Consider the following 20,137-nt stretch of genomic DNA (forward strand, 5'->3'; position numbering starts at 1 on the left):
TATTACTTAGCTTGCGCCTTTACGTACTTCTTCACTTTTTTCATCGCCATTTTTTGCTTTAACGGTGAAAGGTAATCAATGAACAAGTTACCAGATAGGTGATCAATTTCATGCTGCATCACAATCGCCAAGAACTCATCGCTCTCGATTGTAATCGGGTTGCCATCGCGGTCCAATGCAGACACAACAACTGATGTGTAACGCTCTACATCGGCGTAGTATTCGGGAACAGATAGGCACCCTTCTTGACCAAGCGCTTTGTTTTCTCCGCTCACCACTTCTGGGTTGACTAAGATTAAAGGATCATTGCGTTCGTCAGAGATATCGATGACAACAACCGCCTCTTTTCTACCCACTTGGGTTGAAGCTAAACCGATGCCATTGCCCGTTGCGTAAAGTGTTTCTAGCATATCGTCGATCAACGTTTGTATTGTCGATACGTCAGTGACTTTTTCTGCTTTTACTTTAAGCCTTGGGTCTGGAATGGAGAGAATTTCGAGGACTGCCATACTTACCTTTCGTTATCTGTAAATCGTAATTTCCGGCGAATTATACACACGTTTGGGCAGACATAAACATGTTGAGTTTTCGTAGAAATACCGTTTCGTCTAAAACATTCGATTTTGCTAGAGACCAAAGAGGCACCTAGGAAGAGAAAACAATAACGCCAGCACGATATGGCTGGCGTCTTTTTTACGTATCTATCTTTAAACGTTCGTTATATGTGAGTTACGCACTCTTTTGCGCTTTTAGCAAAACCTTAATCGCCATTTTTTCACCACTCTTGAAAATAAAGTACCCGAGACAAACGGTTATTAACGTTAATACAACGATAATAATACTGAACCAGCCTAGTTCCGCTATCAATTCAAATATAGAAATGCCCAAAAACATTAAGATGAGAGAAAACACCACTAAGCTCGATAAATTCCAAAGCAGCACTGAATACCATCTCGTTGTCGAAGGCATTATATTCCCTGTTTTATAGCCAAAATAATATCCTACACTCATCGCTGGTATTAACGTCCCAAGAAAGCCGACACCGTTCATTTCCATGCCAGAAATGTACTCAATAATAAATAGCAGTATGGCCAAACAAACCGATGCCAAACACAAAAGCGACGTAACAAAGAGCACCGAGGGAGCGTTGTTTTCTGTTGAGTAATTATTTTTCGATTCCACTTTCATTTCCTTCCATTTATTTGAATAAAATAAGTGTTTTAGATCATGCTGCCGCTTGGACAACCTAGAGAAACAACGCCGCCATAACTCGTTGAGGGTGTAGCTACCATGACTAAATCAACAGGAAGAAACACAACGTCCGTTGCTAACGACAAAGGAATGTCAATCAATGAAAGTGGATATAACGCGATGGAAGTAATATCAGATCTTAAATAGCAAGGTTGTCGTGCGACTGATAACGCGGTGCCTGAAAACGGCTTTCCGTATCCGCCACCAGCATGCGCATCTATAGATGAACACCCCACCATTAAAGATGCTGACACCACAAGAAATACAACTTGTAGCTTTTTAAATATATTTATTTTCATTTAACCTAGATTCCAACTAACTATTATTTTTTAAAACTAAACCCTCTCTCTCAAATTGTATATTCAATGAAGTTACTCATATGGTCTAGTGCAACCATGTTAATACGTTCTATGTATTAGAAACAATTCATTTATTGCCAATAGCACCCGTGAGTTCATGCGACGTGACTAGAATCGCACTTGATTTTTTATGCAAGCACCAAGTTAAGCTCAACCTATTCGTTTTCCCGTTGGAGTCGCGTACCTTTCATCTGATGTAAAAAAGCCGCCAGAACCATTTGGCTCTGGCGGCTTTTGTTTTTATCGAAAACTCGATTACTGCTGTAGCTTCGCTTTGGCTTCTACTACTTTGGAGAAGTCTAGGCCCAGCTCTTCCACTGCTTCTTTAATCAGTACAGGGTTTTGCATTACCTGCGCCATTAACGCTTGAAGCTGATCTTGTGGCAGACCTAGTTGGCTGATAGTTGCCATTGCAGCCAAAGGGTTTTGAGTTAACGCCTGAAATAGCTCGTTGATTTGCTCGTCGCTAATATTGTTTTCTTTCAACATCGCAAGAATCGGGTTCATCAAATTACCTTTAAATACTATGTAAAACAGACCCGCAGTTTACCATTGGGTTTTGTTAGTTTGCACGCAGACTTTAACCACCACACCACCATCGACCAACTTAAGGTCGAATATTGGTGAATGTCGCGGCGGTGACTCCATCACTTTGCGATGAAAGCGCTTTTATATCCGCGTTAAAGTAATATGGATTAAGTGGCATTTTACTATCGGCTGGTCGCGCGTAGTAAAGCTTGGCGGGCTGTTTTGCCATTTGTTGCGAGTACAAATATCCGACCAACGCATGTTCAAACTGGTGGTAACCATTTCCCCAATGGAACGCTTTGGTTGATTTAGGATTCAGACCAACACCTCCGTACTGATGATCCACCCACGCATCCATAAAGGTGGGTAACGTGTATTGAAGCGTTTCTTTCATCGAACCATCGACAAGAGAAACCGTCATCGCCGCTTGATCGAGTTCTGCCCATTCCCAAGACGAGCTGTAATGCTTGTGCGGTCTTGATTGCCAAGCAGGAATGCTCTCTTGCGTCCATTTACCCTGCCATTCTGGTGAGAAAAGCGCTTTGACTTGCTCAAAGTTTTGCTGGTATTGCGCTTGCTTAAGCGTGTGTTTCATTCCTTTGAAACCAAACTCTGTCCAATTAGAATTCTCCAACAACTGACCAGTGAGATACGTCATCCAATACGCTTTGGTGGTGTGTCCAAAATCATTGTGTTTCGCATCTGGCATCATTACTGCTTTGTGATGTATCGCGCCATAAAAGCGCTGCTCTTTGTCGGAGTGGTAGTTATCCAGCATCACTTGCGTCAGCCACTCCAGATCTTGTTTCCACTTGGCTTGCGCTGGTTCTGGTAAAAGTGGCGCCGTTAACAACAGGTAGCCATTGATTTGGTCAAGTTGAGCGACTAACTCTTGCTGCTTCTCACTTTCTCCATCACCATCTTTCAAAACCCACGCCAGACCGCGATCATCGCTTCGTCGGTATTGTTTAAATATAAACGCTTGCTGGTCGATAAGTGCTTGTTCAACCTTTGGATCTTGCGTCAAGTAGTAGTACATCGCCAAGCCCACCAAGGCGTAAGCTTGGTCTTGAGAAGTTCGCTGTTGCCACTCCATCCCCGGTTTTCCACTACGCGTAAAGCTCACAAAGCCGCCGTTTTTCTCATCTTGTAGATGATCAATCAGGTAATAAGCCCCTTTCTTTGCCAGCTCTAATGCTTGTTTGTCACCCGTAAGATGAAAAAACACGCCATAAGCGTAAGTTTGGCGCGATTTCATGCGTGTGTATTCGCGATCGAAGTGTGGGCTAATCCACCCTTTGTTTAATTCTTCACACGGCTTTTGTGGGTCGAGAATGACACCATTATCACAACGAAATGTCGGAAAATTCCCCGCAGGTTGCCCATGCGCGCTTTCCATCATCCAATATGGGGCTAGGCCATTCTTCACATGGTTTAACCAATCATCCCCCGAAGGTAGCTCCACATCAGCAAAGCTGTTCATGCTCGTCGTTGCGAGCAATAAGGTAAGATATTTAAAAGACATAATGCTCAATTAAGTTATTGAATTTTATCCAGTATAAATAACTCCCTTTACGCATATTGTCGTCGTGGTCACAATCGCCTTACGCATTTGTTTGCATTATTCATCTGTCTGCCTTATTCGATGACTGAGTCGAGAATAAACGCCACTCTGTCTTCGACTGACATTTTGGGCACTTCGATCAATTGATAACCAAACTTGTGGTATGCATCGACCATCTGTTTATGCGTGGCGACCGCTTCAGAAAAATCTTGCTTTCGCTCTTCATCGTTGCTGAATATCGACGACCACGGTGGAAAAATGAACACTTGAGAATGATAACGAAGCGTCTGGCAATGCGTGATGAGCTCATGCGAGATTGGCAATTGTTCCAACTTGCTGTAGCCATATACGTCCACAATACTGCGATCAAAAAACACGTCCCCCTGGCGGACATTGAAAGCTCGGTAATTGCTCACTTCTGCCTTCATCATTTCGTCTCGAAAGGCTTGTTTGTCATTCCAAGGTAATGCTGAACCGTGATTCGTAACCTGCCTTTGTATTACGTGACGACCTGTTTCTGGCGAGCAGATAAAGCCTTGTGTTTTTAGTTGTTCGATTACCGAGGTTTTTCCTGCACCGGGACCACCAGTGAATACGATGAGTTTATTCAAAATTGTTTCCTTATTTTTTTGTTTGAGTGAAGTAATGCGGGTACAGCCAAGATAATTGGCATGATCTGGCGTTTGAAATTGGCATTTGGCACGCCAGCGTTAAGCGAGATCGGCAGTGGAATGTTTTGGGATAGAAATGAGCAGTGAAAAAAATATTGATGAAATGAAAGCTTAAACGGCGTGTTCAGCGTTTATGAAAAACGGAGGAATTTTGAGCGAACCAAGCTTGCCCAAAAAATTGGGTTGGAAAATGGAGAGATTGGTTCAGCGGGTTAGCGCGTCAATTGGCTTTCTATATCAAGAAAATGGCACCTAAGCCTAAGAATGCAAAGAAACCGACGACATCAGTAACGGTCGTCAATACTACCGAGCCAGCCACGGCGGGGTCAATGTTAAACTTCTTCAACGTGAATGGTATCAGCGTACCCGATGCCGCAGCCGCCAGACTATTGAGAAAAATTGCGCAGCAGATAATAAGCGCCAATGGCCAAGAGTCAAACACCATGTAGACGACACCCGCGATGACTAATCCCATGATCAAGCCATTAATGGTGGCGATTTTTAATTCCTTATTCACCAATAGCTTCAAGTTACTTTGGTGCAAATGGTTGAGTGCGATACCCCGAATGGCCACCGCTAAGGTTTGGCTACCTGCGATGCCGCCCATACTCGCCACAACGGGCATTAAGATCGCAAGCGCAACGACTTGCTCGACCACATTATCAAAAATACCAATGATGGCAGAGGCAACAAAGGCAGTCAGCAAATTAATCACCAACCAAAGTGCTCTTAGCCTTGTCGCCACAGTTAATGGTGTGAACAAATCTTCTTCGCTTCGTACGTTTTCTGCCACTACAGCTTGTAGGCTGAGTTCACGCAAAGTAATCGCGATGGTCGCCATCGACAAAACGCCCATAATTTTGCCACCAGCCATGATAGGAAACCAATGCGCTCCACCATCAATCGAGACCTGTTTACTGACGCTTTGAATCGTTTGGATATCTTCCAGAATTGGCGTGACCACGGTCAAGTCTGTGAGTTTGGTATGGTTCTCATGCAGCAACAGGGTTTGAGGTTCTATCGTCCCAATAACGCCTCCGACATCGCGCACAATGATCAATCGCACCGGGCTTTGTCCACGTTTTAACAACTCGGTTTTGATGCCTCCTACGCTGTTTTTAGGATTTGCGACCAAAAAATTCGGCTCGGCATATCTCCCCACTTTGTTATCTTCATACGACAGCGCTTGTTGAATGTGCGCGACCGACTCTTCACTTTGGTCGATAAGGTACTCATCCACAAACTCGGTCGGCAGAAAGTCTGCAAAGATGATCAGTTCCGAATCCGTGATGTACGCTAAGCGTTCATGTTGCAGCTCTTTGTTGAGTGATTGATGAATGTGCTTGGCGGTGTCGTATCGCAGCAAATTTAATACCGTCCAGTACTTCTCTGGCGGCACCGCTTCTATCACGCGTTTACGATAAGCAATGTTGACCGACTCCAAAATGTTCGCGATTTGCGCTTCCTGATAGTCTTTCAAAAAACTGAGGTCTTCGGTCGACTCTATCGCTTTAATGATCTCGGCAAGCAAATGGGGCACTTTGCGATTAATCTGTAATTGGCTGGAATCTATCATCATTGTCACCGATTTCCTTGGACATCACGTTAGTGTCAACACGATGTCTATTACCTAAAGGCATGAGATCCTGATGTTAAAATTCTAGGCAATGGCGCGCACAATTGCGGAATTTATATTTTGCTCGCAGAAACAGAACGTCTTTGCATAAGGGGATGGTATAAACTTTTAGTGTGCATTAGGCGCATTTGCCTCGTTTGATAATGGAGTAATCAATGGCACCAGTATTTTTTCTGACTCAGCAAGCCGCCTTACCAAGTCGTAAGGTGCTTCGTAAAGTGATTCAGTTTGCGACAGCGCTGGCTCACCCCATCGTGGTGTTGGTGGAAGATCACCGCCGGAGTGAAGATCACGCATTCGCGCATTTCCTTAGTTTCAACTCTGACCATATAGAAAAGAGACAAGCTGAGTTTGAAGCTTGGACATCAAAATTCAAAGACTTCGTTATCGAACTTTGTGAAGAAGAGGAAGTTGAAACGCCAACCCTCTCTTACGAGCATTTCAAAGGGAGTCATTGGATTGCTCAAGTCGCGAAACGGCTTGTCGACAACACAGATTTACTGCTCGTGGGGCATTTTAACAAGCACGAAATTCAAACCTTACTCACCGAGCTAGCAAAAAACGATTGTGATTTATTACTATTAAGTGAGCGTTCATGGCCTTCTCACGCCAACATGCTTTGCGCGATAGATCCGCTTCATCGCGGAGATGCAAAGTCGGTCGTAGATAAAGCCATCGTATCGCGAGGCTCAAAGCTAGAAAAAACCTTGAGCGGAAAAATGACGTTAGTTTACTGCCGCTACGTTGCGCCTTATCTATCTCGCTATCGTGCAGAGATTTTGAGCAACCAAAAAGCAGGCATTACGGATTTTATTACTGCGCAAAAGTTAACACGAGTACCACTACTGCTGCCAGAAGGAACCCCTGAAACGGCGTTACCAAAAGCAGTTAAGCAATCACAAGCGGCAATTCTGATTATGGGCGCGTGTAAGCGAAGCATGTCATCCCAATTTTGGTCTGGCAGCACTGTAGACACGTTACTTGATCAACCTCCTTGTGACCTACTGTTGGTCAATGGCACGAAGGATTGATCAGACTTCCCCATTCCGCCGCATCTTAAATAATATCACGCGCAGTTATTGGCTCTTCATGGTCTCTAACTGCGCGGCTTCATGTTCCGCGTTCAAGGTTTGTTTCTGCTGCTTTTTAACCTCATCCCAACTGCGTCCCGACTCAATCGCAGATACACGCTGCTCGTATTTGGCGCAGGCTCTTTCGAGTACTTTCTCAGGAGCTATACCCTTTTCTCTTTCCAACGCTTTTAATACGTTAAGATAGTTCCACAACACATCGCCTAACTCGTCTTCCAAATGACAAAGGCGGTTCTCACGAATCTCTTCACGGACTTCATCGACTTCTTTGCCAATGGACTCCAGATAAGTCTCTACGCCTTTAAACCAAGTGTTGGTTTGGTCATATTGAGATTTTCTCGTCGCAATTGCGTACAGCTCATCAAATTTCTTCATTATCTCTCCGTAGAACGAGTTTTTATTTACGCCTCTTTAGGACGAATAAACTTCCCTTTTGCCGTCACTCTAACTTCATTATTGACCAGTAATTGAGCCACCAGTTGATATATACCGCGGCGTTCACCTTCACAGTGTGCAGTAATCGTGACGCGCTCATCTAGCTCAATAGGTGCATGGTAGCGCACATCCAACTGCGCTGTAAGGGCTTGAATGTTTCTAAATAACAAACAGTGTGTCATTGCACCATCGAGCAGCGAACTCGCAATGCCACCATGCAACAGGTCTGTGTAACCTTGATGACGAGGTAAAACGTGAAACTCTCCGACAACAGAACCATCGGCTAGACACTGGTAGTTCACAGCCAAAGAGTTCGGATTCGCATCGATGGAAGAACAAACCGCACATTGATAATGAGCTTCGTGAGTGGAATGAAAGTGACTATTTGCGGACATGTTAAGTACTCGGGTTGTAAAAAGGAGTAATTAGCATATGCCAATTATTAAAAAGAAATGGCGAGTAATCTTTGTTTGCACGTTGTAGGGCCAACAACCTCATTATCCATAACGTTAAATAATCATTTTCATAATTAACGATAATTTCCAGTTTATTTAGAGTGGCGATAAGGTTTGCATTGTGATTACGCAACGTTATGAAAGGCGACTTATGAAGTTTCTCCACACGATGATCCGTGTTGTTGACCTAGACAAATCTATCGAATTTTATACAAACGTTCTGGGAATGAGCGTTTTGGATCGTTTTGAAAACCAAGAATACCGTTACTCACTGGTGTTTGTTGGTAGCCCTGATCAACCAGATGGCGCGACCATCGAGCTAACTTATAACTGGGATTCCGGCAGTTACGACTTAGGTAACGCATTCGGACACATGGCGCTTGGGTGTGAAGACATTTACGCAGCTTGCGAACAAATCAAAGCGCTTGGTGGCAACGTCACTCGCGAACCCGGTCCAATGAAAGGAGGAGAAACGCACATCGCCTTCATTAAAGATCCCGACGGCTACCCAATCGAACTGATTCAAACTGAACAATAACGAGGTTTCCTATGACAGACGCATTATTTCAACCGATTCAACTTGGCTCTCTCTCATTAAAAAACCGCATCGTTATGCCTCCGATGACGCGCTCTCGAGCCTCTCAACCGGGTAATGTCGCCAACGACATGATGGCCATCTACTACGCTCAACGCGCCGAAGCGGGATTAATTGTTGCTGAAGGCACGCAAATTTCACCAATGGGTCAAGGCTACGCGTGGACACCGGGTATTTATAGCCCAGAGCAAATTGCTGGCTGGAAAAAAGTAACTGATGCAGTGCGCGAGAAAGGCGGCGTTATCTTCGCGCAATTATGGCACGTTGGTCGTGTGACTCATCCTGACAACATCGGCGGCGAGCAACCTATTTCTTCTTCTGCGCTCAAAGCAGAAAACGTGAAAGTATTTATCGACAATGGCACAGACGAACCTGGCTTTGTCGACGTGGTTGAGCCGCGTGAGATGACCAAACAAGACATCAAGAATGTTATTGAAGAATACCGCCAAGCCGCATTAAACGCGATAAAAGCTGGGTTTGATGGTGTCGAACTTCACGCAGCAAATGGCTACTTGGTTAACCAGTTTATCGATTCTGAAGCAAACAACCGCACCGATGAATACGGCGGCTCAATTGAAAACCGTCTGCGTTTTCTTGGTGAAGTGGTCGAAGCAATGACGCAAGCCATTGGCGCAGAGCGTGTTGGTGTTCGCCTTGCACCATTCACTTCGTTAAACGGCACCGTTGATAGCACACCTGTCGACACCTACACCGCTGCTGCTGCGCTGCTTGATAAACTCAATGTGGTTTACATTCACATTGCAGAAGTGGATTGGGACGACGCACCAGACACTCCGCACGACTTTAAAACCGCAGTTCGTGAGGCGTATAAAGGCAAACTGATCTATGCCGGTCGTTACAACGCAGAAAAGGCGCAACACGCGATTGAAAGTGGTTTAGCCGACATGATCGGTTTTGGTCGTCCGTTTGTTGCAAACCCAGACTTACCAAGCCGCATCAAGCATGGCTATCCGCTGGCAGAACATGACCCTACGACATTGTTCGGCGGCAATGAAAAAGGCTTAGTGGACTACCCTGCGTATCACGCGGGTTAATTCATCTGCGTAAAGCTGATTCGCAACTCGCGACAAACCAACAGCTAACCCAAAAGAACCTTGCTCTTCCCCCTGTGACGCCAAGATGCAGGGTTCTTTTTTAGGCAAGCCACCAAGGGTTAACGTCTTTGACAAGATGTGCAACCTCGGCACGCAGAGCGCGTCGTTTTACTTAGTAAACTGCGTTGTACTTTACAGTAGGCGTTTTTGAGTGCGCGGCGGCCTGAAAACCAATCATCCGGTTTAGTGAGGATTAAGTAGCCATTAAATCTCTTAACCAACTCGGTTCGGTTGTTTTCGATAAATCGGCTATCAAACTCGATTTCGAAGTAATCCAACGCTTCTTCGATACAAGTAAAGCTGGCAATTTTTTCCTGAATCGTATTCTCTGTCATCGTTTCTTTAGCGTTATCGTTTTCAATGAAGTTTATGTGTCTCGCGCTTTACGTTCTTTGATTTAGCGCTTCTTAACATCACTCTTTCTGGGATTTCCATATTGAAATTCAATTTGGGAATTCGTTATTTTCCCCAACCTTTTTATTTTGACAATCACTTTAAGACCCTGATTTAAAACAACATTATTTCTGGTTCATATTTTGCTCTACTTCGTTAAACGGAATGTTGGAGGGACACGATATGACTTACAGAGCGGAAGTAGACGGATTAAGGGCGATTGCTGTCACGTTGGTGATTTTATTTCATGCAGGAGTGGAGCAGTTCGCTGGTGGCTTTATTGGCGTCGACGTATTTTTTGTTATCAGCGGCTATTTGATCACCACCATCGTGATTAACGATTTGGAAAACCAGAAGTTCAGCCTCGGTGATTTTTATGAGCGACGCATTCGCCGCATACTTCCCCTGCTACTGGTGGTGATTGCCGTAAGCTATGTGATGTCTTGGTGGTTATTTTTGCCACAAGCGCACAAAGACGTTGGTCAGTTCGCAGTGTCTTCTATTCTTTCTTCATCCAACATTCTTCTGTATTTAAAAGGCCACAATTACTTCGGTTTAGAAGATCAAGCCAATCCGCTGTTTCACACTTGGAGCTTGGGCGTTGAAGAACAATACTACATTGTCATTCCTTTGCTACTCATGCTTCTCGCTCGTGGCAAAAAAGCGTTTTTCCTGACTTTTTTTGTCGCGGTATTTGCGCTGAGTTTGATGACTATTGTCTATGCGAGCAACGATCCTGATTTCGCCTTCTACATGATCTTCTCTCGTGCTTGGGAGTTGGCAACCGGTTCATTACTCGCATTAGTAATGAGAAAAGCTCAAGTTCAATCCAACGATACTCTAGCAACCATTGGCATCGTTTTGATATTGGCTTCCGCGCTTTTGTTTGAAAAATCGCAAGATGGCGCGGGCATTACGCTGCTGGTGCCGGTCATCGGTAGCGCGTTGGTGATTTTGTTTGCCTCTAAAGACAATGTCTGCGGTAGATTACTGAGCCTAAAATGGGTCGTGTTCGTCGGCTTAATCAGCTACAGCTTATACTTGTGGCACATTCCATTATTTGTCTTTTACCGCTACGTGTTGGACGCAACACAAGACGTCAATATCCCACTTTACGTTGTCACTCTGTTTGTGCTGTCTTACTTCACTTGGCGCTTTATTGAAAAGCCGTTCCGTAGCCGAAAAGCCATGAGCATGCGCACTGTGTCCGCGGTTATTGTGTTGTTGACGTTGCCCTTGCTAACGTTCGGCGTTATCGGTCATCAAAACGGTGGTTTTCCAGAAAGAAGCGCATTTTTCGAAGCCATGCGCGTTAATAACGGTTACGGTTTAAATTGCAACGGCAACACTGACGTTAACGATGTGTGCTCGTCTGCGCCGCAGCCCACCATCGCTGTGTTAGGCAATAGTCACAGCATGGTTTACGTGAAGCGTCTGTCCGAAGTAACACCAACTGGCGTGGTGCAACTTACTCAAGATTCCTGTGCAGTCGGTTATGTCGACATCATCAAAGATGCTGGATCAATTTCTTGCCGACAGTTCTTCAAACAGGCAGTCGATACCATTTTGCGTACCCCTTCTATTCGTCGCGTCGTTATCTCTTCCAACTTCAATAAAGAGCTTTCACAAGCCGATTATGAGGCATCATTAACTGGATTGTTGAATGAACTGGAAGGGAAAGAAGTGGTCGTTTTCGGCCCAACGCCTTCTGCACCTTTTGCGGTAGGAGAATGCCTTTGGAAAGCGCGTTTGTTTGGCGAGACGAAAGAGTCCGCATGCGATTTTTCTCCCAAACAACATCACCCTCAAAACGTGGAAAAGTTAGTGAACTACTTTGAGCAATTTGAGCATGTTGAGTTTGTCGACTTGACCGAGGCCATTTGCAGAAATGGTGTATGTCGAATGAAAGTTGGTGCGAACAACGCCATGTATACCGATGACAGCCATTTATCTTACAAAGGTGCTGAGTTGGTGCTTGGGCATTACCACAGCAGTGCGAATGAAGCGCAACAGTTCACTTACGACCGACAATAACCAAGAGAATAAACTTTTATGCTTCAGCGCTTATCTCAGGTAAGCGCTGAATATTTTAAAGCGAGAGAAAGCCAGCGCGTTTATTTGAAAATGCGTGGGTCAAACGCGAAATCGAGCTTTTCGGCCTTCTTGATGATCTCTTTCATTTTGGGATGATTTGGGTTCACCACGTAGTTTTTATCACGAGGTGAAATCGTTGAAGGCACTTGCAGCGCGGCAAACTCAGGATGAGGATCATTGAGAAACTGGTCACCTATGTACTGTGTAGACTCGCTCGCCGGTATTGCTCGCCACGTCACAGGGAGATCTTCTTCATCTAAGGTGGCGATGAGATATTCGGGCATCTCAATACGATATAAATCGTACAGTTTGGTGATAGCTGGATCGTTATTTACGTGAACAAACACTTCCAACGAGCAAAGGGATTCCGATTCAGAGAAGTAGAGGGCTTCGGTTCCTTTTGAGTTCCATCGCCCTCCAAACAACTTTGCGCCAACGGGGCTGAATGGCGTGTCAGCAAATTTCTTTTGTGTGAGACGATAGAGCTTCATATTACGAGAACACCCCGTGCTCTAAACGGCCGATCAAATCTTTTACGATTTCAAAATCCACCGTGGTCGACACCATATCAAGTGGACGTTTTCCACCTAAGCCGTACACATTTTCTCTCATCCATTTTAACGCGCGCTCTTCGTCGTCAAACAACTCTGTTGCGAGTTTCAATAACATCGCTAATCGATAGATTGCATCACTCTCTTGAGTATTAAAACGCTCATCATTTTTAAGACGACGCTTAATTGTACTAACAGGAATCAGTGTCACATGTTGGAATTCACTTTGAGAAAGCTTTACTCGATCAACAATGTTCCGGTATACCTTGGGCTCAAAGCCTTTGTGAACCGCATCAGTGCGGCCTGTCTCGGCGTCTTCAATACCCAACATAAACCAGAAATTGGCTTTATGAGGTTGTTTCGGTTTGAAGCTTTTTAATGCTGCAGTTGCCATATCAAGCTCCTATGGTTCATATGGTCTAGTTATTATGGTTCAAATGAGCTCAACTTTCAATCAAAGTAAAAAGACAGGTAAAGAAAAAGGCGAGCTTTGCGCCCGCCTCTCTTACTTATTCATCAACTTTGTTTACGCATCTACCGATTTGCATCGTTTCACTTACTACAAGTCAAAACGGTCGGCGTTCATGACTTTCGTCCATGCAGCGATGAAGTCGTGGATGAATTTTTCCTGATTATCATCTTGCGCATACACTTCCGCGTACGAACGTAGAATCGAGTTTGAGCCAAAGACAAGATCCACACGGGTTGCCGTCCACTTCACAGCGTCGGTTTTACGATCACGGATTTCATATTGATTAGCACTCACTGGTTTCCACGTATATGCCATGTCAGTAAGGTTCACGAAGAAATCATTCGACAAAGTGCCTACTCGGTCAGTAAATACGCCCTCTTTTCCACCGCCGTAGTTACTGCCTAAAACGCGCATACCACCGATGAGTACCGTCATTTCTGGTGCTGTCAAACCCATAAGCTGCGCTCGGTCGAGCAACAACTCTTCCGGCTTAACCGCGTAGTCTTTCTTCAACCAATTTCGGAAACCGTCAGCAACAGGCTCAAGAACTTCGAATGATTCAACATCCGTCATCTCTTGGGTGGCATCACCTCGGCCTGGCGCGAATGGTACGGAAACATCATGACCTGCGGCACGCGCAGCCAGTTCAATACCTACGTTACCAGCAAGCACGATAGCGTCCGCAACACTACAGCCCTCTTCTGCTGCTATTTTTTCTAGCACAGCAAGAACACGACTTAGACGCTCTGGCTCGTTTCCTTGCCAATCTTTTTGCGGAGCCAAACGAATTCTCGCACCATTTGCGCCACCTCGGCGGTCAGAGCCACGGTAAGTACGCGCACTATCCCACGCCGTACTTACTAGCTCACTAATGGATAGGCCACTTGCTTCGATTTTTGTTTTCACTAAATCGACATCGTAGTCTGTCTTACCTGCAGGCGTTGGATCTTGCCAAATAAGATCTTCGCTTGGCACATCAGGTCCGAAATAACATGATTTTGGTCCTAGATCGCGGTGTGTCAACTTAAACCAGGCACGAGCAAAAACGTCATCAAAGTACGCTGGGTCATTTTGGAACTTTTCTGCAATCTTGCGATATTCAGGGTCCATTTTGAGCGCCATATCGGCGTCAGTCATGATTGGATTGTAGCGCTTAGAACCGTCTTCAACATCGACAGGCTTGTCTTCTTCTTCAATGTCGATTGGCTCCCACTGCCACGCACCTGCTGGGCTCTTCTTCAGTTCCCAATCGTACTTAAATAGTAGGTGGAAGTATCCGTAGTCCCATTGTGTAGGGTGTGTCGTCCAAGCACCTTCAATGCCGCTCGTTACCGTGTCACGGCCAATGCCACGTGTTTTGTGGTTAATCCAGCCAAGACCTTGTTCATGCACGTCTGCGGCTTCGGGTTCTGGACCAAGGTTTGCGGCATCACCATTACCATGACACTTACCGACCGTGTGACCACCCGCTGTGAGCGCGACAGTTTCTTCATCGTTCATTGCCATTCGCGCAAAGGTCACACGCATGTCATGTGCTGTTTTGAGAGGATCAGGGTTCCCGTCCACCCCTTCTGGGTTCACGTAGATCAGCCCCATCATTACTGCGGCAAGTGGATTTTCTAAATCTCGCTCACCAGAGTAGCGGCTGTTATCAGCGTCACTTGTGGCTAACCATTCTTGCTCGGAACCCCAGTAGGTGTCTTTTTCGGGATGCCAAATGTCTTCTCGCCCAAAGCCAAAACCAAAGGTCTTAAAGCCCATGGATTCATACGCCATGTTACCGGCAAGGACAATCAGATCGGCCCAACTTAATTTGTTGCCATATTTTTTCTTGATGGGCCATAAAAGGCGGCGAGCCTTATCGAGGTTTGCGTTATCTGGCCAAGAGTTGAGAGGAGCAAAACGCTGGTTGCCTGTCGCAGCGCCGCCACGTCCATCCGCGATACGATAACTACCCGCTGCGTGCCATGCCATTCGGATCATTAAACCGCCGTAATGTCCCCAGTCGGCAGGCCACCAGTCTTGGCTATCAGTCATTAAGTCTTTTAAGTCTTTTTTAAGTGCTTCGACATCTAGCTTTTTCAGTTCTTCTTTGTAATTAAAGTCCTGGCCAAATGGGTTGGTTTTGGAGTCGTGTTGATGCAGGATGTCTAAGTTTAAGGCATTCGGCCACCAATCCATCACCGACTTATCTGTAGATGTTTGCCCACCATGCATAACTGGACATTTACCTACCGAACCGCCGTTTGTGTTGCTCATATAATGCTCCTTCGTATCGTGGTTGTGGTAACCACTCTTTGTTATTCAATAAATCGAATATCCACATCAAACAGCGTAGTTCATACACTGAATTTTTAGTTAACGCCAAGTCAAAATTTCCATATCTCGGCTAATAAATAATTGTTATCAAACATGTACCTATATGCAGAAAATATGGATAGAGATCAGTTTAAGTCCATACCTGAATACTTAATCCCAGACAGCCTCGCCATGTTGTGATCCCAGGTAGCTAAATCATGATGACTAAATTCATTCAGAGCGTGATGACCACATGCCCTTGCCATAACTTGCATGAGCTCGACCGAGGATTCGAAGAAATTTTTCAGTTGCTGAGATGATTTTTCGATATCGAGACGCTGCCTCAAATCGGCATTTTGCGTTGCGATCCCCGCAGGGCAATTATTGGTGTTACAAATCCGGGCCGCGACGCAACCGATCGATTGCATCGCACTGTTTGCTATCGCCACTCCGTCTGCCCCAAGTGCCAACGCTTTGACAAAATCCGTAGGAACTCGCAACCCACCAGTGATGATCAATGTGACGCGGTCACTTGCGCCTTTTTCATCTAAGTACTTACGCGCACGAGCTAACGCAGGAATGGTTGGCACGCTAATATGATCACGGAACATAGTTGGCGCCGCGCCCGTGCCACCACCGCGACCATCTAAGATGATGTAATCGGCACCCGCATCGAGCGCAAATTGTATGTCTTGCTCAATATGGTTTGCACTGAGTTTAAAGCCAATTGGAATGCCGCCTGTGATGCCACGGACTCTGTCAGCAAACTTTCTGAAATCGTGAGTAGTATGAAGATCTTTAAATGTTGGCGGTGAGATCGCTGGTTGTCCTTCGGGGAGACCTCTCACCTGAGAGATCTTACCCACATTTTTATTTGCAGGAAGATGACCACCCGTGCCTGTTTTGGCGCCCTGCCCACCTTTAAAATGAAAAGCCTGAACATTAAGAAGCTTAGATTCATCGTAGCCAAACTGAGCACTGGCAAGCTCATAGAAATACCGCGAATTTGCAGCTTGTTCTTCAGGTAGCATCCCCCCTTCACCGGAGCAAATCCCAGTCCCTGCCAACTCAGCACCTTTTGCTAGCGCAACTTTCGCCTCTTCCGAGAGTGCGCCAAAACTCATGTCCGACACCAACAAAGGAATAGCGAGCTTGAGCGGCTTACGCGCGTTTGGCCCCACAATCAGCTCAGTTGATACGGGAACGTCTTCTAACAACGGTTGTGTCGCCATTTGCGCCACAATGATTTGTATAGCATCCCAATGTGGTAGCAAATGCCTAGGAACCCCCATTGCAGCCATCGGACCATGATGGCCGAGTTTAGAGAGCCCTTCTCTCGCTAATTGGTGGATAAACTCTAGGGTTGGTTCTTCTTGAGTAGCGGACGCAGTCGGTTTGTCACTTTTCTCTCGCGTTTTCTCAGGGCCTTCTTTGCCGACTTGCTCAGCAGAAAAACGCTTATGTGTTCCATCACAAAATGGGGCATTAGAGGTGTGCTTGCACTGGCAGAGATACGCTTCTTCATCTTTTTCCGCAGTAAAGCTCATTGGCTTTAAGCCTGTTCCCGAATGCGACCCATCGCAATAAGGTTGATTTTTAGAACGTCCACATCGGCAAAAGTAATATTCTTGCCCTTCGGTTAGATTCACTTTAATCGGCTTATTATCGGCGATGATTGGCTTGCTCATGTTGCCCCCTGTTTATTATTGTTAACCACGCTTTCTCGCAGGCTTGCAATAAGCGTAGAACAGGAGCGGAAAGAGCGTCAGCGAAACCAGAGTAAAATACGCGATTGTCGCTTGCCTCACCTATACTCTTTATGGGTCTCATACACGTGGAGGCTATATGACGATTGCAACCCGATTAGATGAATATTTGACTGAGCATAACATTCACTTTCAAACCGTGAATCACAGCCACAGTCATAGCTCGCTACAAAGTGGTGTTGCCGCAGGTGTGCCTTTAATGAATATCGCAAAAGGCGTCATTCTTGAGGATCATGAAGGGCATCATATGATGGCAGTCTTACCTGCCAACAACAAAATCAGTTTGTCGAGATTAAACGATGAATTTAACGCTACTTTCCACTTGGTGAAAGAGCGTATGGTTTACCGACTCTTCACTGATTGTGAGCACGGCGCAATTCCACCGATTGGTAGTCCTTACCACATGTCGACCGTTTGTGATGAAAGATTAGCAAACTTGGAACATGTCTATCTTGAAGCCGGCGATCATGAAACTCTGATTAAGCTAGATAGAAAGGCATTTAAAGAGCTAATGAACGACTGCAAATACTTAAGATTCAGCAGTGAAGTTCTGCATTAAACTTCCAAAAATCTGTCGACATTTCGTGAAAAAGGCTCTTTCAAAAAGAGCCTTTCTTTTTCTATTGGCGGTGCATGTCGGAAGCTTCTCGGCTTTTAGTAATCCGCAATTTAGAACGCATAGAAACCAAAAAAACCGCCCGTTTGGGCGTTTTTTTTCAATCCAACCACTATCGAACAAAAATCTTTTGAATCGCTTTTATCGCCATAGCTCTGCGACGCATTAATGCCCCCGTCCTTGGCAGCCATTTAGGCGTGTGGAGTACGGTTTTCGCGTGGCTAAAGGTTCTGAATCCTTCCACTCCGTGATAATGACCAATGCCTGACTCACCAACGCCACCGAAAGGCGCATCTTCAGCGCCAACGTGTAATACCGTGTCGTTGATGCCGACGCCGCCACTGTGTGTGTTGCGTACAATATGTCTGATGGTCGATTTGTTGTCCGACATAACATACAGCGCAAGTGGTCGCTGGTGCTGATTAATGTAGTCAATCGCTTCATCTACCGCTTTGTAAGGCTTGATGGGTAGAAATGGCCCAAATATTTCCTCTTGCATGATGCGCATATCTCTCGACACGTCAGTGATCAAATGAGGATACAAAAGCCTTTCCTGTTGAGGTGACGCTTCAACAGTATGGATGCTTGCGCCCTGAGCTTTGGCATCCTCAAGTAGCGCAGTCAAACGATCATACTGTCGTTGATTGATAATATGGGTCAGCTTTTGATTCTTGTTGGATTTCAAATAGAGTTTTTCAAAACGTTTTAAGAACAGCGTGATGAACTCTTCGACGCGTTCTTGTGGTACAAACGCGTAATCAGGCGCCACACAAATCTGGCCAGCATTGATGCATTTACCAAACAAAATCGCATCAACGGTTTTCTTCATGTCTGCATCTTCTGCAATGATCACCGGAGATTTTCCACCCAGTTCTAACGTCACTGGAGTCAGGTTTTCAGCCGCTGCTTTTGCCACAGCGCGACCAACATTTGTCGAGCCAGTAAACAAAAGATGATCGAATGGCAGTTGGCTGAATGATCGTGCAACGTCCGCTTCACCTTCAAATACTTCGACATATTCAGACAACTCGCGACAAATATTGACGATGACTTTATTGGTTTTCGGCGTAAATTCGCTGAGCTTCATCATCACACGGTTACCTGCGGCCAAAGCAGTAACTAAAGGCGCAAGGCTCAAAATGACAGGAAAATTCCACGGCGAAATGATCCCGACCACGCCGAGTGGCTGATACTGAACAGTCACTTTCGACGGAGCAAGCAACAGACCGGATTCACGCTTACTTGGTTTGCACCACTTTTTTAGCTGCTTGAGGGTGTAATTGATGTGCGAGACCGTCGGCAAAACGTCGGTCATGGCGGTATCAAATTCGGAACGATAGCCAAAATCGTCACTCAGCGCTTCCACCAATGCTTGTTTATTCGCAATCAGAGCTTGTTTTAGCAAGACAAGGCGCTGCTTACGTTCATCCAGACTAGGATAAGGTTCGGCGGCATACGCTGCTTTTAAGCGATCAAGGCTTTGTTGTAACGAGTTGTCCACTTCAACCTCTGCGATTGCGTTCATGATGCTTCTCCTAACCTAGTTTCAACCAATGACGCTCCAAATTAACACGAGCGCAACAATGTTACTATTGTAGCGCTCGCGAAATTAGAGTTCGAACTCTGATTAAAATATCAGTGGGTTTGGAGCTAAGTCAGACGCAACTCATAAATGCCGAGCCGTTGAGAGCGGTCAAGCGTCTCGAACTCGTGATCAACGTATTCTTTTAATGTAGCACCAGCACGCTCAGCAATATTGATGCTGGCAATGTTGTCTTCCATACAGTGGAATTGGATGAATTGCGCGTGCCCTTTCTGCTTCAAAAAAGGAATCAACACCGCGAGTACTTGGTCGATCACTCGGTGTCCTCGCCCATTGTTGGCAAGCCAATAGCCAATCTCAGTGACGCGTGTGTGCGAATCCACACCTTTTATGCCAATAACACCCGTAAACTGCCCATCAAAATAAATAGCGCACCAGTGGGCATCTAACGCTTTGCTGTTCACGCGCTGAGAGATGTAGTTCACCGCTTCTCTGCGGTTGGTCACAAAGTCCGTCCAAGGCAAATAGCCAGAGAGGCTGTTTCGATACGTGTTCACCACTTCCAGTAAAACGGTCGCATGTTTGGTGGTGAGAGGCTCAATTGAGACCCTTTCTGAAACAGAAAAACTGGCCTGCATGCTATTTCCTTGATACGCCTTTTGGCACATGACCTCATCCATCCACTTTATCCCTTTTTTCAGTAA

Annotated in this window: 21 protein-coding genes; 5 read left to right on the forward strand and 16 right to left on the reverse strand. The window is 45.6% G+C overall.

Annotation, left to right across the window (positions count from 1 at the left end; translation table 11 throughout):
• Positions 1 to 2: 2 nt before the first annotated feature.
• The 7 genes from def to MTR11_RS14160 all read right to left on the reverse strand — a co-directional run bounded on the left by def (position 3) and on the right by MTR11_RS14160 (position 5,952).
• Positions 3 to 509, reverse strand: a complete 507-nt coding sequence (def, locus tag MTR11_RS14130) for a peptide deformylase (RefSeq protein ID WP_005395192.1) — start codon at positions 507 to 509, stop codon at positions 3 to 5.
• A gap of 220 nt (positions 510 to 729) precedes the next feature.
• A complete protein-coding gene (locus MTR11_RS14135) occupies positions 730 to 1,188 on the reverse strand; it encodes an ABZJ_00895 family protein (protein WP_029817912.1) in 459 nt (152 codons plus the stop codon).
• A gap of 32 nt (positions 1,189 to 1,220) precedes the next feature.
• The gene (locus MTR11_RS14140; protein ID WP_074190618.1) at positions 1,221 to 1,550 is read right to left on the reverse strand and encodes a YceK/YidQ family lipoprotein; all 330 of its coding nucleotides are present in this window, start codon (positions 1,548 to 1,550) and stop codon (positions 1,221 to 1,223) included.
• A 315-nt stretch (positions 1,551 to 1,865) separates the two neighbouring features.
• Positions 1,866 to 2,117, reverse strand: coding sequence for a DUF2999 family protein (locus tag MTR11_RS14145; RefSeq protein WP_005395194.1), 252 nt, complete (start codon positions 2,115 to 2,117; stop codon positions 1,866 to 1,868).
• Between the two features lie 100 nt (positions 2,118 to 2,217).
• Positions 2,218 to 3,663, reverse strand: coding sequence for an N-acylglucosamine 2-epimerase (locus tag MTR11_RS14150; RefSeq protein ID WP_243327883.1), 1,446 nt, complete (start codon positions 3,661 to 3,663; stop codon positions 2,218 to 2,220).
• A gap of 113 nt (positions 3,664 to 3,776) precedes the next feature.
• Positions 3,777 to 4,313, reverse strand: coding sequence for an AAA family ATPase (locus MTR11_RS14155; RefSeq protein ID WP_025536841.1), 537 nt, complete (start codon positions 4,311 to 4,313; stop codon positions 3,777 to 3,779).
• 292 nt (positions 4,314 to 4,605) lie between these two features.
• Complete coding sequence (locus tag MTR11_RS14160; RefSeq protein WP_182018580.1) at positions 4,606 to 5,952, reverse strand: magnesium transporter; 1,347 nt, start codon at positions 5,950 to 5,952, stop codon at positions 4,606 to 4,608.
• A gap of 212 nt (positions 5,953 to 6,164) precedes the next feature.
• On the opposite strand from MTR11_RS14160, the gene MTR11_RS14165 reads away from it, so the two are divergent.
• The gene (locus tag MTR11_RS14165; protein WP_243327884.1) at positions 6,165 to 7,040 is read left to right on the forward strand and encodes a universal stress protein; all 876 of its coding nucleotides are present in this window, start codon (positions 6,165 to 6,167) and stop codon (positions 7,038 to 7,040) included.
• Positions 7,041 to 7,085: 45 nt separating this feature from the next.
• Here MTR11_RS14165 and MTR11_RS14170 read toward each other — a convergent pair whose 3' ends face one another.
• Together MTR11_RS14170 and MTR11_RS14175 are read right to left on the reverse strand one after the other, a co-directional pair.
• Positions 7,086 to 7,475 (reverse strand): MazG nucleotide pyrophosphohydrolase domain-containing protein, encoded by a 390-nt coding sequence (locus tag MTR11_RS14170; protein WP_243327885.1) that lies wholly within the window; start codon positions 7,473 to 7,475, stop codon positions 7,086 to 7,088.
• 26 nt (positions 7,476 to 7,501) lie between these two features.
• Positions 7,502 to 7,930 carry a PaaI family thioesterase gene (locus MTR11_RS14175; RefSeq protein ID WP_031853884.1) on the reverse strand — a complete coding sequence of 143 codons (429 nt, stop codon included), beginning with the start codon at positions 7,928 to 7,930 and terminating at the stop codon, positions 7,502 to 7,504.
• A 211-nt stretch (positions 7,931 to 8,141) separates the two neighbouring features.
• Here MTR11_RS14175 and gloA point away from each other — a divergent pair, with 211 nt between their 5' ends.
• Entirely contained in the window at positions 8,142 to 8,528 is a 387-nt protein-coding gene (gene gloA, locus MTR11_RS14180; protein ID WP_243327886.1) for a lactoylglutathione lyase, read from the forward strand.
• A gap of 11 nt (positions 8,529 to 8,539) precedes the next feature.
• Positions 8,540 to 9,640, forward strand: coding sequence for an alkene reductase (locus MTR11_RS14185; RefSeq protein ID WP_243327887.1), 1,101 nt, complete (start codon positions 8,540 to 8,542; stop codon positions 9,638 to 9,640).
• A 119-nt stretch (positions 9,641 to 9,759) separates the two neighbouring features.
• On the opposite strand, the gene MTR11_RS14190 is transcribed toward MTR11_RS14185, so the two are convergent.
• On the reverse strand, positions 9,760 to 10,035 hold the full coding sequence (locus MTR11_RS14190) for a nitrogenase-stabilizing/protective protein NifW (protein WP_005498697.1): 276 nt from the start codon (positions 10,033 to 10,035) through the stop codon (positions 9,760 to 9,762).
• Between the two features lie 241 nt (positions 10,036 to 10,276).
• On the opposite strand from MTR11_RS14190, the gene MTR11_RS14195 reads away from it, so the two are divergent.
• Positions 10,277 to 12,127 carry an acyltransferase family protein gene (locus MTR11_RS14195; protein WP_243327888.1) on the forward strand — a complete coding sequence of 617 codons (1,851 nt, stop codon included), beginning with the start codon at positions 10,277 to 10,279 and terminating at the stop codon, positions 12,125 to 12,127.
• An 80-nt stretch (positions 12,128 to 12,207) separates the two neighbouring features.
• Here the strand turns inward: MTR11_RS14195 and MTR11_RS14200 are convergent, their stop codons facing one another.
• The 4 genes from MTR11_RS14200 to MTR11_RS14215 all read right to left on the reverse strand — a co-directional run bounded on the left by MTR11_RS14200 (position 12,208) and on the right by MTR11_RS14215 (position 17,196).
• Positions 12,208 to 12,678, reverse strand: a complete 471-nt coding sequence (locus MTR11_RS14200; RefSeq protein ID WP_005376497.1) for an RES family NAD+ phosphorylase — start codon at positions 12,676 to 12,678, stop codon at positions 12,208 to 12,210.
• Between the two features lies 1 nt (position 12,679).
• Complete coding sequence (locus tag MTR11_RS14205; protein ID WP_243327889.1) at positions 12,680 to 13,132, reverse strand: antitoxin Xre/MbcA/ParS toxin-binding domain-containing protein; 453 nt, start codon at positions 13,130 to 13,132, stop codon at positions 12,680 to 12,682.
• A 165-nt stretch (positions 13,133 to 13,297) separates the two neighbouring features.
• Positions 13,298 to 15,469, reverse strand: a complete 2,172-nt coding sequence (gene katG, locus MTR11_RS14210; RefSeq protein ID WP_074190610.1) for a catalase/peroxidase HPI — start codon at positions 15,467 to 15,469, stop codon at positions 13,298 to 13,300.
• A gap of 185 nt (positions 15,470 to 15,654) precedes the next feature.
• Complete coding sequence (locus tag MTR11_RS14215) at positions 15,655 to 17,196, reverse strand: glutamate synthase-related protein (protein ID WP_243327890.1); 1,542 nt, start codon at positions 17,194 to 17,196, stop codon at positions 15,655 to 15,657.
• Positions 17,197 to 17,353: 157 nt separating this feature from the next.
• On the opposite strand from MTR11_RS14215, the gene MTR11_RS14220 reads away from it, so the two are divergent.
• The gene (locus MTR11_RS14220) at positions 17,354 to 17,833 is read left to right on the forward strand and encodes an aminoacyl-tRNA deacylase (protein ID WP_006742302.1); all 480 of its coding nucleotides are present in this window, start codon (positions 17,354 to 17,356) and stop codon (positions 17,831 to 17,833) included.
• 169 nt (positions 17,834 to 18,002) lie between these two features.
• Here the strand turns inward: MTR11_RS14220 and MTR11_RS14225 are convergent, their stop codons facing one another.
• On the reverse strand, positions 18,003 to 19,415 hold the full coding sequence (locus tag MTR11_RS14225; protein ID WP_237309272.1) for a coniferyl aldehyde dehydrogenase: 1,413 nt from the start codon (positions 19,413 to 19,415) through the stop codon (positions 18,003 to 18,005).
• Between the two features lie 125 nt (positions 19,416 to 19,540).
• Complete coding sequence (locus MTR11_RS14230; protein ID WP_243327891.1) at positions 19,541 to 20,113, reverse strand: GNAT family N-acetyltransferase; 573 nt, start codon at positions 20,111 to 20,113, stop codon at positions 19,541 to 19,543.
• Positions 20,114 to 20,137 lie beyond the last annotated feature (24 nt).

Source organism: Vibrio sp. CCB-PB317 (assembly GCF_022808245.1).
Lineage (GTDB): Bacteria > Pseudomonadota > Gammaproteobacteria > Enterobacterales > Vibrionaceae > Vibrio > Vibrio diabolicus.